12 protein-coding genes are annotated in these 12683 nt (G+C 36.9%); all 12 read right to left on the bottom strand.

The window, feature by feature from the left end; translation table 11 throughout:
- Window position 1: 1 nt before the first annotated feature.
- The gene (gene rsgA, locus ACLBXA_RS19415) at window positions 2-883 is read right to left on the bottom strand and encodes a ribosome small subunit-dependent GTPase A (protein WP_001113932.1); all 882 of its coding nucleotides are present in this window, start codon (window positions 881-883) and stop codon (window positions 2-4) included.
- 247 nt (window positions 884-1130) lie between these two features.
- Entirely contained in the window at window positions 1131-3104 is a 1974-nt protein-coding gene (gene pknB / locus ACLBXA_RS19410; RefSeq protein WP_000904750.1) for a Stk1 family PASTA domain-containing Ser/Thr kinase, read from the bottom strand.
- 8 nt (window positions 3105-3112) lie between these two features.
- The gene (locus tag ACLBXA_RS19405) at window positions 3113-3865 is read right to left on the bottom strand and encodes a Stp1/IreP family PP2C-type Ser/Thr phosphatase (RefSeq protein ID WP_000648709.1); all 753 of its coding nucleotides are present in this window, start codon (window positions 3863-3865) and stop codon (window positions 3113-3115) included.
- Window positions 3866-3869: 4 nt separating this feature from the next.
- Window positions 3870-4958, bottom strand: a complete 1089-nt coding sequence (gene rlmN, locus ACLBXA_RS19400; protein ID WP_000450548.1) for a 23S rRNA (adenine(2503)-C(2))-methyltransferase RlmN — start codon at window positions 4956-4958, stop codon at window positions 3870-3872.
- Between the two features lie 4 nt (window positions 4959-4962).
- Window positions 4963-6297: a 16S rRNA (cytosine(967)-C(5))-methyltransferase RsmB gene (gene rsmB, locus ACLBXA_RS19395; RefSeq protein WP_001249661.1), complete on the bottom strand. Its 1335-nt coding sequence runs from the start codon at window positions 6295-6297 to the stop codon at window positions 4963-4965.
- Window positions 6294-7238, bottom strand: a complete 945-nt coding sequence (gene fmt / locus ACLBXA_RS19390) for a methionyl-tRNA formyltransferase (RefSeq protein ID WP_000598805.1) — start codon at window positions 7236-7238, stop codon at window positions 6294-6296. The genes rsmB and fmt overlap by 4 nt, the downstream gene beginning before the upstream one ends.
- Window positions 7239-7261: 23 nt before the next feature.
- Window positions 7262-7732, bottom strand: coding sequence for a peptide deformylase (def, locus tag ACLBXA_RS19385; protein ID WP_000279470.1), 471 nt, complete (start codon window positions 7730-7732; stop codon window positions 7262-7264).
- 11 nt (window positions 7733-7743) lie between these two features.
- Window positions 7744-10149, bottom strand: a complete 2406-nt coding sequence (priA, locus tag ACLBXA_RS19380) for a primosomal protein N' (protein ID WP_000666722.1) — start codon at window positions 10147-10149, stop codon at window positions 7744-7746.
- The gene (gene coaBC, locus ACLBXA_RS19375) at window positions 10146-11351 is read right to left on the bottom strand and encodes a bifunctional phosphopantothenoylcysteine decarboxylase/phosphopantothenate--cysteine ligase CoaBC (protein WP_000911744.1); all 1206 of its coding nucleotides are present in this window, start codon (window positions 11349-11351) and stop codon (window positions 10146-10148) included. Before coaBC ends, priA begins: the two co-directional genes overlap by 4 nt.
- Before the next feature lie 172 nt (window positions 11352-11523).
- The gene (gene rpoZ / locus ACLBXA_RS19370) at window positions 11524-11736 is read right to left on the bottom strand and encodes a DNA-directed RNA polymerase subunit omega (RefSeq protein WP_000933962.1); all 213 of its coding nucleotides are present in this window, start codon (window positions 11734-11736) and stop codon (window positions 11524-11526) included.
- 2 nt (window positions 11737-11738) lie between these two features.
- Window positions 11739-12356, bottom strand: a complete 618-nt coding sequence (gene gmk, locus ACLBXA_RS19365) for a guanylate kinase (protein WP_001257742.1) — start codon at window positions 12354-12356, stop codon at window positions 11739-11741.
- A gap of 13 nt (window positions 12357-12369) precedes the next feature.
- Complete coding sequence (gene remA, locus ACLBXA_RS19360; RefSeq protein WP_001251456.1) at window positions 12370-12633, bottom strand: extracellular matrix/biofilm regulator RemA; 264 nt, start codon at window positions 12631-12633, stop codon at window positions 12370-12372.
- Between the last annotated feature and the right edge of the window lie 50 nt (window positions 12634-12683).

Below are 12683 nucleotides of genomic sequence, written 5' to 3'. Positions count from 1 at the left end.
ACTAATACCTCGGCTTTCTCTCTCTAATTTCTTCTACGAATTGTTTATAGTTCTTATAGCGATATTCTGTAATCTTCCCTTCTTCAACCGCAGCTTTCACAGCACATTTCGGTTCAGAAAGATGTGTACACCCTCTAAATTTACAGTATTGGCTCGCTTCTTTCAACTCTGGAAAACAATATGTAAGATCTTCTACTTCTATATCAATGAAATCTAGTGAACTAAAACCCGGTGTATCTGCTACTAGTCCACTCCCAATTGCAATTAATTCTACGTGTCTTGTCGTATGCTTCCCGCGTCCTAAATGGGAGGAAATATCATTTGTTTTCAGCTCTAATTCTGGACGTAGCACATTAAGCATTGAAGATTTCCCAACACCAGATTGACCCGCAACAACAGAAACACAATTTTCTAAGTATGGTTTTAATATATCAATACTTTCTGACGTATTAATAGAAGTAAATAAAACATCATAACCCATCTCACGATAATCATTCGCATAAGCTTCAACAGTTGCTTTCATCTTTTCATCTACTAAATCCATCTTGCTAATACAAATAATTGGCTTAATGTTATGATATTCAATCAGCACTAAAAATCGATCTAACAGTCCAGGATTAAAATCTGGTTCTACTGCAGAGAACACAAGGATCGCTTGATCGACATTAGCAATAGGAGGTCTAACAAGTTCATTTTTTCGATCAAACACTTCAAGCACATAACCTTCAGTTGGATTATCTGCCTGAAAAACAACTTGGTCTCCTACAAGTGGTGTAATTTTATTTTTTCTAAATACACCTCGCCCACGACATTGCGTAACCCCTTCTTCATGCTGCACGTAATAAAACCCACTTAAAGCTTTTATAATTTTTCCTTCTGGCATAGAATTCTCCTTTTTTTGTATAAGGTGATGCTGAATTTAAAAATGAATGGATTTAAATTTTCCAAATAACGATTTCAAAACCTACCATATATACTTTCGCTAATATACATTAAATCTTCCATTAAATGCAAAAAAATATTTACAGCTGCATCACTTTACTAGCTTTTTGAATCATATATTTTTGCCTGCTATACCGTCCACTTTGTAGACAGCATAACAGGCAATAATAATAAGTAGACTTTCACTATTATTGAGTTGGATATGGTACTTCTTTATCAATAATCGTTACTCCATCTCGTACAATTTTATAGTGTCCCTTTGAACCTTCTTGAATTACAAATTCTAAAGAAATAGTCGCTGATTCAGTAATTGTTCTCGTTTCAACCGGTCTATCCATTTTTTGCTGCATGTCTTCTTTATAAATTTCTATTGTTTGCGGCTTTTTTTCACCTGTTACAGCAGGCTCATATGGGATAGAGATATTGTCCACTTTTACCGTTTTAGTCACTTTAGGCTTTTGACCATCAGAGATAATAATAGTTACTTTATCTCCCTCTTTTAATGGTGTACCTGGTTTTGGAAATTGCGAAATTACAAGTCCTTTTTCGACTGAATCTGAGTACTCTCGTTTTATATCTGACGTTAGTTTTCTCTCATTCAAATAACCAGTTACACTATTTTCAGTCCACCCCGAAAAGTCACCTGGTCTAATTTGATAAGGACCTTTACTTACCCAGATTTTCAGTTCTTGCTCCGCTTCTATAACCATTTGATCAGGCGTCGGAATTTGCTCTACAATTTCACCTTTCGGCTTATCATTTTCAATATAATTTACTGTAACTTGTTTATATTTTTCTTCTAACTCAGCTTTTACACTCTCAAAGTTTTGCCCTGTGAAATTCGCCATCTTACTTTTCTTTTTTCCACCTGATTGATAGATAGTAATTTTAGCGTTTTCTTTTACGACTCTTCCTGCTACAGGTTCCGTTTTTATTACATCCCCAACTTCAACATCATCTGTATATACAATATTAGGCTCCGTCACCTCAAAGCCCTTTTCTACTAGCGTATTTACAGCTGTCGTGTATTTCATACCAGCCACATCAGGCACTTTCACATCTTTCGGAATAAATAATCCTGGAATAACCGTAAGCGCTAATGTTATTCCTATTGCTAAAAATAAAAATGTTGAAATTAAAACTTTAAGCCACTTGTTACTCCGTTTTTTCTTCTTATCTAACTCAGCTGCTTCTGCTCTTATCGGTTCTTCCACCTTACTCCCTTTTAAAACAATCGTTTCATCACTTACATTTTCAAATAATTGTTCTTGTTGAATAATCGGAATCGCTTTCGTCGCTTCCATATCTTCTGGTATGTAAAATGGTTGCTCATTTATCCTCTCTGGATATAGCGCAGTTTCAATATCTCGCTTCATCGCATTGGCAGATTGATATCGATGGAAAGGATCTTTTGCAGTTGCCTTTAATATAATATTTTCAACACTTTGCGGAATATTTTCATTCCATCTTTTTGGTGATGGGATTTCACTTTGTAAATGTTTTAAAGCTATAGCAACAGCAGATTCGCCAGAAAACGGTTGTCTTCCTGTTAACAATTCAAACATAACTATTCCAAGAGAATAAATATCCGATTGTTTATTTGCTATCCCGCCACGTGCCTGTTCTGGTGATAAATAATGGACTGAACCCAGTACTGAATTTGTATGTGTAATTGTTGTTGCACTTGTAGCTGTCGCAATTCCAAAATCTGTTACTTTTATTATTCCATCAGCTCGAATTAAAATATTGTGCGGCTTTATATCACGATGCACAATTTCAAAATGATGGGCGTGTGCCATGGCGGATGTTAACTGCTCCATAATATCAAGAGCTTCTCCTATAGGTAACATACCTCGCTCAATTATGTATTGCTTCAATGTTTGCCCGGGTACATATTCCATGACAAGATAATATATACCATCTTCTTCTCCGACATCATACATATTCACAATATTTGGATGCGACAACGTTGTAACAGACTGCGCTTCTCGATGGAAACGTTTAATAAACTCTTCGTTATTTGAGTAGTCGAGTCTTAATATTTTTACCGCTACATCTCGGCCAAGTATATCATCATGAGCTAAATATACATTGGCCATTCCGCCACCACCAATCATTTTCAGTAGCTTATAACGGTCATTTAAGCGTTTTCCAATCAGCACGTTGCACTTCACCTACTTTCGTTTGTCGAACCCGCATAATCAATAAGAACAAGTGTGATATTATCTTCTCCACCGCGATCATTCGCCAATTGAATGAGACGCTGCCCTTTACCTTCAAGCTGTTCATTTAACTGTAAAATTTGTTGCATATCATCAATAGAAACTTTGTTTGATAACCCATCAGAGCAAAGAAGTAATTGATCATCTTCCTCAAGCACCAACGTTTTAACATCTAATCCAACTTTTTCTTCTGTTCCTAGCGCTCTTAATAACACATTCTTTTTCGGATGATACTCTGCATCTTCCTTTGAAATTTCACCATGTCTCACAAGCTCATTTACAAGCGAATGATCTTCCGTTACAAGCGTCATTTCTCCTTCTGATACCATATAGCAACGACTATCTCCTATATGCCCTATCGTCACAAAACTTGTTGTACAAACAGCTATTATAAGCGTTGTTCCCATACCATTACATTCTACATTTTGCTGAGCGTATTCATATATACGCTCATTAATAATCCCAACACTAGTATGTAACCATTGTTCTACTTTTTTCGGTTCATTCATATTATGCGTTTGCTTCCAATAATCATGGAATAATTGAATGGCCATCGAGCTAGCTACATCACCAGCTCGATGACCTCCCATTCCATCTGCTACTACCGCTAAAACATTTCCATCTAAATTGTGAAAAACTCCTGCACTATCTTCATTATGTTGACGAACTTTTCCTTTATCCGATAGAAATACGGCTTTCATCTCGTCACCTCGTCTCTTCTTTGCGCTCCTTCGCACGCAACTGACCGCAGGCTGCGTCAATATCATGACCTTGTTCACGGCGAATCGTTACATTCACTCCACGATCTTTTAACGTTTTCTCGAACAAGAAAATTTGCTCACGTGGTGTACGTACATAATCACGTTCAGGTACGTAGTTTACCGGGATTAAGTTTACATGACATTTTACACCTTTTAAGAGCGCAGCAAGCTCTTCAGCGTGCTCAACTTGGTCATTTTCTCCTCCAAATAATCCATATTCAAAAGTAATACGGCGCCCTGTTCTATTTACATAGTATTTAATAGCTTCCATTAAATCCGGTAATTTATAAGCACGGTTAATCGGCATTAATTTTGAACGTAATTCTGAGTTTGGAGCATGCAATGAAATCGCAAAATTAATTTGTAGTTCTTCTTCAGCAAACTTATAAATTTTCGGGATAATTCCACTCGTCGAAACAGTCATATGTCTAGCACCAATATGAAGTCCTTTTTCATGGTTAGTGATGCGTAAGAATCCCATTAAATTATCGTAATTATCAAATGGTTCTCCAATTCCCATAACAACAAGAGAACTTACACGTTCTTCTGTTTCATCAAGCGCACGCTGAACTTCTACTACTTGCGCTACGATTTCTCCAGCTTCTAGGTTTCGTTTTAGTCCACCAAGCGTCGAAGCACAGAACGTACATCCAATACGACAACCAACTTGCGTTGTTACACAAATGGAATTTCCATATTCATGTCGCATTAATACCGTTTCAATAGAATACCCGTCATATAATTGGAATAAGAATTTAATCGTTCCATCCGAAGACGTTTGTTTTACTAACGTGTTTAAAGTAGTAATATCAAAGGAATTCGACAATTTATCACGCAATCCTTTAGAAAGGTTTGACATATCCTCATAATTTTTTACACGTTTTTTATATAGCCAGTCAAAAATTTGTCCAGCGCGGAACTTCGGTTCTCCTTGTTCCTTTAACCAATCTTGCATTTCATGAATTTGTAAAGAGTAAATTGATGGTTTCTTCGTTTCTACATTTTTCTTTTGTTTTCTTACAGTCGTTTCCATGATGCTACACCTTCTTCCTTAAACAAGCAATATAAAAGCCATCCGTTGCAAAATAATGCGGCAAAATTTGTACTTGACCTTCATTAATATACGGACTTAATTTTTCTGGCATACGTTCTTTTATCGTAGTATCCCATTCAAATTCAGGATGTTCTTTTAAAAATTTATCTATTACTTGTTCATTTTCTATTTTCTCAATTGTGCACGTACTATAAACAAGACGACCGCCTTGTTTTAATAACGGTGCTATTTTTTCTAGTATCGCAAGTTGAATCGTCGATAATCTTTCACTATCGCCTTTATCTTTTCCTAACTTAATATCAGGCTTACGTCTAATTACACCAAATCCAGAACACGGTGCATCTACCAATATTTTATCAAACGTTTCATTTGAAAAGTGCTCTTGCACTTTTCTAGCATCTAGCGCTTTTGTTTCGACATTTTCTAACCCAAGTCGCTCTGCTTGCTGTTTAATTAAACGTACTTTGTGTGCATGTAAATCAAGAGACATTACTTTACCAGTTCCCTTTAAACGCTCAGCTATATGCGTAGTTTTACCACCAGGAGCCGCACAACTATCAAGAACTGTCTCTCCCTCATTTGGTTCTAAAGCGCGTGCTACAAGCATAGAACTTTCATCTTGAATAGAAAGAAATCCTTTTTTAAACGCTTCTGTATGCGCTACATTTCCTCTTTCAATCTGAATTGCATCATCTGACAAGTCACCACGTTTTGCTTCTATACCTTCACTTGCCAACAACTCAATCGCTTCTTCTACCGTTACCTTATCAACATTCACACGCGCTGTAGGTACAGGAGGTAACATATTTACTTCGCACATTTTCTCTGCAGTTTCTAAGCCATATGCAGAAGTCCACTCTTGTACAAGCCAAACTGGATGACTCATCGCAATTGCAAGCCGTTCTACTGGATCCTTGATTTCATCTACAGAAGGTACACCTTCTCTCTGAATCGAACGTAATACACCGTTCACCATACCAGCAATTCCTTTATGCCCGCGACGCTTTGCAATCTCAACCGCTTCATGAATAGCCGCTCTTTCTGGCACTCGGTCTAAATAAATCATTTGATATAAAGATAAGCGAAGCAATACTCTTACCCACGCCTCAACCTTCTTTTTTAAAAAAGGCTGTAAATAATAATCTAATGTGTCACGACGTTGAATCGTTCCATATACAATTTCAGTTAATAAACCAATATCTTTTCTATCAATTGCACTTTTTTCAATTAAATTATTTAAAAGTAAGTTGCTATATGCACCACTTTTTTCCACTTGAATTAAACCATCAAGAGCTAATTCACGAACATTTTGTCTCATGCATTTTCTCCTAACTTCGTTCCAATTTCAGGTTTTGTTCCACGTAAAAATTGTGAACAACTCATACGCTTTTTACCAGAAGGTTGCAATTCAGTAATTTTAACACCTGTTTCATTACTAGTTGCTACTACAAAACCATCTTCTTCGATCGCAACAATCGTACCTGCTTCAGCCGGTTCAGTTACAGGCACTTTTTCTCCCCACCATACTTTAACAACTTGTCCTGCTAAAGTTGTATAAGCAACTGGCCATGGATTCAATCCGCGAATGTGATTGTATACTTCTTCACCTGTTTTTGTCCAATCAATTTTCTCTTGCTCACGTTTTATATTGTACGCAAACGTTACTTCTTCTTCGTTTTGTTTAATCGGTTCTAACTTACCTTGAATTAATAAAGGTACTGTTTTAGATAGAAGATGTGCTCCTGCTTCACTTAATTTATCAAATAATGAGCCTGTCGTTTCACGCTCTTCAATTTCCACTTCCACTTGCGTTAAGATATCACCAGCATCCAATTTTTCTACCATATACATAATTGTAATACCTGTTTTTTCTTTACCTTCCATAATTGCATAATGAATTGGTGCACCACCACGAAGTTCAGGAAGTAAAGAAGCGTGGACATTAATACATCCATACTTCGGTGCTTCTAAAATTTCATTTGGTACAATCTGACCAAATGCAGCTGTTACAATTAAATCTGGCTCTAATGCCAATACTTTTTCATATTCATCTTTTTCACGAATTTTTAACGGCTGTAACACAGGGATACCATGTTTTTCCGCTTCAACTTTAACAGGTGTAGGTGTTAATACTTTTTTTCTACCTACTGGACGATCAGGTTGCGTCACAACACCTACTACCTCATAGCCATCTTCAATAAGACGACGAAGCACCGGCACTGAAAAGTCCGGTGTTCCCATAAACACTACTTTTATCATTTAAAAACCGCTCCTTTTAACACCTATTCTAGTTCGTTTTCTTCATAATATCTTGTCACTTTCGATGTAAATAAAACACCGTGTAAATGATCGATTTCATGTTGAATTGCACGCGCTAAAAATCCTTCCGCTTCTAATAAAAATACTTTCCCACGGCGATTTTGTGCTCTTACTTTAATATAATCCGCACGTTCTACTTCACCATAAAGTCCCGGGAAGCTTAAACATCCTTCGGGACCTACTTGTTCACCACGTTTTTCTAATATTGATGGATTGATTAACTCGATTTTCCCAGTATCATCATCGACATCAACAACCGCTACTTGCAAGCTTACACCTACTTGAGGCGCAGCTAAACCGACTCCGTCCGCAATTAACATTGTTTCATGCATATCTTTCAACAATTTCACTAACTTTTTATCAAAGTTAATTACTCTTTCGCATGGTGTTTCTAACACTTCATTTGGATGCTTTACTATTTCTAAAACTGCCATATTTCCCTCCGCTACATTAACATTGTTGGATTAAAATCAATTGAGATTTGTAGCTCTTTTTGCATTTCTGCTTGATAATGTTCATTTACCATTTTGAGCACGTTCTTTAAGTTTGGTTCCCGTTTGTATTTTATCATGCATTGATAACGATATCTATCTTTTATCCTTGGAATTGCTGAAGCAACTGGTCCTAACACCATTGTTTGCTGCGAGCAATGCGTTCGTAAATACGAGGCAATTTTTTCCGTCACTTGTACCGCTTTTAATAATTCAGGATGAGATACGGTTACGAGTACAACATAGTAATATGGAGGATATTGTCTTGTTCGTCTCATTTGCATTTCTTGGTCAAAAAACACATCATATTGTTGGTTCTTCGCTAACTCTATACTGTAATGTTCTGGCGTATACGTTTGAATCACAACTTCCCCTGGCAATTCATGTCTACCCGCTCGTCCACTTACTTGCGTCAATAACTGATATGTCTTTTCACTTGCACGAAAATCAGGTAAGTGAAGCATCGTATCTGCAGTTAAAACCCCAACAAGCGTTACTTTCGGAAAATCTAATCCTTTAGCAATCATTTGTGTTCCAAGTAATATATCTGCTTTTTCTTCCCCAAACGCCTTTAATAATTTTTCATGCATTCCTTTTCGACTTGTCGTATCTACATCCATTCGAATGACTCGCGCCTCTGGAAATAGTTTTGTAATTTCTTCTTCTACCTTTTGTGTACCTGTACCAAAGAAACGAATGTATGTACTTTGACAAGCTGGACACTCAGTTGGCATATTTTCTTCGTAACTACAATAATGACATTTTAAACGATGATTCATTTTATGATATGTCAATGAAATATCACAATGCGGACATTGTACAACATACCCACAATCACGGCACATAACAAATGTAGAATGACCTCTTCTATTTAAGAAGAGTACCATCTGTTCTTTCTTTTCTAATCGATCTGCTATTTTTTCATGCAGCGCCTTAGAAAACATTGATCGATTCCCGTCACGAAGTTCTTCTCGCATGTCAACAATCTCTACCGTTGGTAAAGCTTGTTCATTCATACGTTTTTCCATTGTTAGTAGTTCATAAACACCCTTTTTCGCCCTTGCAAACGATTCAAGTGTTGGTGTCGCACTACCAAGAACGATAGGACATTTATGGTATTGCCCTCTCCAGACAGCCACATCTCTTGCATGATACCTTGGATTATCTTCTTGTTTGTAACTTGATTCATGCTCTTCATCAATAATAATAATCCCTAAATTCTCAAAAGGCGCAAAAACGGCTGAACGCGCACCAACTACAACTTTCACTTCTTTTCTTAAAATCTTACGCCACTCGTCATACTTTTCTCCAACAGACAACGCACTATGAAGAACTGCAACTTGCGAGCCAAACCTACCTTTAAAACGATCCACCATTTGGGGTGTTAGTGCAATTTCAGGAACAAGAACGATAGCTTCTTTTCCTTTCTCGAGCACTGCTGCTATAGATTGTAAATATACTTCTGTCTTTCCACTTCCTGTAACACCATATAGTAAAAATGGATTATAAGTTTCATTTGTAATTGATGATAAAATCGGTGTAATAACTTGTTTTTGTTCCTCCGTAAGTGGCAATGGTTTCGTTTGTTCAAAACCATCATCGTCATACGGATTTCGGTATACTTCCACATACTTTTCTGAAATGAATCCCTTTTTAACAAGTGCTTTTATTGGAGCATCTGTTATTTGTAACTCTTCTGTAATTACTTTCAACGGTACACTTTTATAATTTTCCACAAAATAATAGAGTACATCTTGTTGTTTTTTACTTTTCAGTTCAAATGCCGCTAATTCTAATTTATCTTCTGGCAACTCCGGCTGAACAACTCTTTGCTTCTTCTTTTGTACTTTATCTTTCACTTGATAAACGACTTCAACCGTACCATTTTTAATTTCTTGTTGAATAGTCCGGTATAAATGTGGCTGTTGCTCGATTACTTCAAAATCAATTGCTTCTTTATCCTGAAATAAATATAGTATTTCAGGTGCTATTTCTTCCTGTTTACAAAGTTGTAGACGTTTTTTATACGTTGCTTTTATCGCAGTTGGAAGCATCACTTGAAAAGCTGAAATCATGTAGCATAACGTTTCACTTGTAAGCCAATATCCAAGTTTTAATAATTCATCATTTAAAACCGGTGTTACATCTAATATTTCATGGATCGTCTTTAACTTCTTACTTTCTACATCCACCGAATCTTTAATCCCAATAATAAAACCTTGCAATTTTCTTGGCCCAAACGGAACTACTACCCGCATTCCTGTCTGTACAATATCTTCCCATTTTTTAGGTATAATGTAATCAAATGGTCGATCTGTCTGACGGGCAGGTACATCAACAATTACACTTGCAAATTTCATAAACGATCATCTTCTAACATCATTTCAATTTGCTTTAATATTTCACGAGCTACCTCTTTTTTCATTAAAAGTGGCAACTCAATAACTTTTCCATCTTTTCTATACATCGTTACAATATTCGTATCCGTGCCAAATCCAGCTCCTTGCGCTTTTACATCATTCGCGACAATCATATCTGCATTTTTCTCACGTAGTTTTTTCGTTGCATATTCCTCTACATTTGTCGTTTCAGCAGCAAAACCGATAAGTAACTGTTTATCCTTTTTCTGACCTAACGTTTTTAAAATATCCACCGTTCTTTCGAGTTCAATGACAGCATCACCATTTTGCTTTTTCATTTTATTATCATGAACATATTTCGGACGATAATCTGCAACTGCTGCTGTTTTAATGACAACGTCTACGTTTTGATAATGTTGAAGAACTGCTTCTAACATATCTTGTGCAGATTCCACTTGCACTGTCGTTACATGTAACGGTGGATTTAATGCTGTCGGTCCTGAAACGAGTATAACATCAGCGCCTAAATTCGCCGCCACTTCTGCAATCGCATACCCCATTTTTCCAGAAGAAAAATTCGTCATAAAACGAACTGGATCAACCTTTTCACGTGTTGGGCCAGCAGTTATTAATATTCTTTTTCCCTGCAATGGTTTGTGTTCTGAGAAAGCTTCCTCTAACCGTGCGATAATCGCTTCAGGTTCTTCTAGTCGTCCCTTTGCTACATATCCACATGCTAAAAAGCCTTCCCCAGGCTCAATAAACGTATATCCTAGCGTTTTCAATGTCATCATATTTTTTTGAACAATTTTATTTTCATACATATGCACATTCATAGCAGGCGCAATCCATACCGGAGCTGCAGTAGCTAACAAAGTAGTTGTAATCATATCATCTGCAATACCACCAGCTAACTTTCCAATACAATTGGCAGTAGCAGGTGCGACAAGTACAACATCCGCCCAATCTGCTAAATCAATATGAGCAATAACAGCCGAGTCTTTCTCATCAAATGTATCCGTATATACATCATGGCGAGAAAGTGCTTGGAATGTAAGAGGCGTAACAAACTTCATTGCCGACTCACTCATCATTACTTTTACAATCGCGCCAGATTGTGTCAATTTACTCGTTAACGCAGCTGCTTTAAAAACCGCAATGCCTCCTGTTACACATAGAAGTATCTTTTTCCCTTTTAGCATATGACTCGTCCTCTTTCTTTTTCAAACTTATAATACTGAAATAGAATTCCCAGCTCGTCAGTACCAATATTTCATTCCTTTCGTAAAAAAATAACAACCTACTTGTAAATAGGTTGTTACCGTTACATAGAAAATTATAAAGTCTATGTTTTATTTTGTCGAAGGCAAAGGCTTATTCAGCAACTTTATCTTCACTTGGTACGTAGCTTAATACTTCCGCATCGATTTCTTCTAATGCTTTACCTACACACTTATGAGAAACCGGTTGCTCTACAACACAGTTATTAGCAAGTTGCATTTCACGTGCACGCTTTGCAGCCACTGTTACTAGTGTGTATTTAGAATCGATTTTTTGTAGTAATGAGTCAATTGATGGATTTAACATAATTATAGACCCTCCGTCATTTCTTTATAATATTTTGCTACCCTTTCGCGGCGGCAATGTTCGCCAACCACAATTGCTTTAATTCTATCACAAGCTAATTCAACTTGATCGTTTTCTACTACATAGTCGTAAGCGTCCATCATCTCGATTTCTTCTTTCGCTACAGTTAAACGATTTTCAATAACATCTTCAGTCTCTGTACCACGGCCGACAATACGGCTCTTTAGTTCAGATAAACTTGGAGGTGCTAAGAAAATAAATACACCTTCTGGGAAAGCTTTCTTAACTTGAATTGCTCCTTGCACTTCAATTTCTAAGAATACATCTTTTCCTTCTTGTAATGTTTTTTCAACATAGTCAATCGGTGTTCCGTAATAATTACCTACGAACTCAGCCCACTCAAGTAATCTTTCATTACGAATCATTTCCTCGAATTCTTCTCTTTCTTTAAAGAAATAATCCACACCATCTACTTCACCTTCACGCGGCTTACGTGTCGTTACTGAAATAGAGTACTGAAAACGTGTATCCTCATGGCTAAACAGCTCTTTACGAACCGTTCCTTTTCCAACCCCAGAAGGCCCTGAAAGAACGATGAGCAATCCTCTTCTACTTCTCATAAATATGTAAAACCTACCCTTCCTCACTTAAATCTTCTTTATTATTCAAACGATGTGCAATCGTCTCTGGTTGAATTGGACTTAATACAACATGCCCATCATCCATAACAATAACCGCCCTTGTTTTTCTCCCATACGTAGCATCAAGCAAAGCATTATGTTCGCGTGCTTCCTGTACTGTTCGTTTAATAGGAGCTGACTCCGGACTTACAATAGCAATAATTCGATGAGCAGATACAATATTTCCGTATCCAATATTTAAAAACCGCATGGCCATAGTTTGCGCCTCCTAGTAAGTCTATCCGATTTCTCCACCACGTATAACTT

The organism is Bacillus sp. D48C (assembly GCF_053345735.1).
Note: the sequence above shows the minus strand (reverse complement) of the source record. Positions and strands in the feature narration are given on the sequence as shown.

What these genes read in the sequence shown, in the direction of transcription:
- fmt (WP_000598805.1), bottom strand. Translation starts at nt 7,238, where the DNA reads ATGATAAAAGTAGTGTTTATGGGAACACCGGACTTTTCAGTGCCGGTG.
- priA (WP_000666722.1), bottom strand. Translation starts at nt 10,149, where the DNA reads ATGAAATTTGCAAGTGTAATTGTTGATGTACCTGCCCGTCAGACAGAT.
- rsgA (WP_001113932.1), bottom strand. Translation starts at nt 883, where the DNA reads ATGCCAGAAGGAAAAATTATAAAAGCTTTAAGTGGGTTTTATTACGTG.
- coaBC (WP_000911744.1), bottom strand. Translation starts at nt 11,351, where the DNA reads ATGCTAAAAGGGAAAAAGATACTTCTATGTGTAACAGGAGGCATTGCG.
- gmk (WP_001257742.1), bottom strand. Translation starts at nt 12,356, where the DNA reads ATGAGAAGTAGAAGAGGATTGCTCATCGTTCTTTCAGGGCCTTCTGGG.
- rlmN (WP_000450548.1), bottom strand. Translation starts at nt 4,958, where the DNA reads ATGGAAACGACTGTAAGAAAACAAAAGAAAAATGTAGAAACGAAGAAA.
- rpoZ (WP_000933962.1), bottom strand. Translation starts at nt 11,736, where the DNA reads ATGTTAAATCCATCAATTGACTCATTACTACAAAAAATCGATTCTAAA.
- ACLBXA_RS19405 (WP_000648709.1), bottom strand. Translation starts at nt 3,865, where the DNA reads ATGAAAGCCGTATTTCTATCGGATAAAGGAAAAGTTCGTCAACATAAT.
- rsmB (WP_001249661.1), bottom strand. Translation starts at nt 6,297, where the DNA reads ATGAGACAAAATGTTCGTGAATTAGCTCTTGATGGTTTAATTCAAGTG.
- def (WP_000279470.1), bottom strand. Translation starts at nt 7,732, where the DNA reads ATGGCAGTTTTAGAAATAGTAAAGCATCCAAATGAAGTGTTAGAAACA.
- remA (WP_001251456.1), bottom strand. Translation starts at nt 12,633, where the DNA reads ATGGCCATGCGGTTTTTAAATATTGGATACGGAAATATTGTATCTGCT.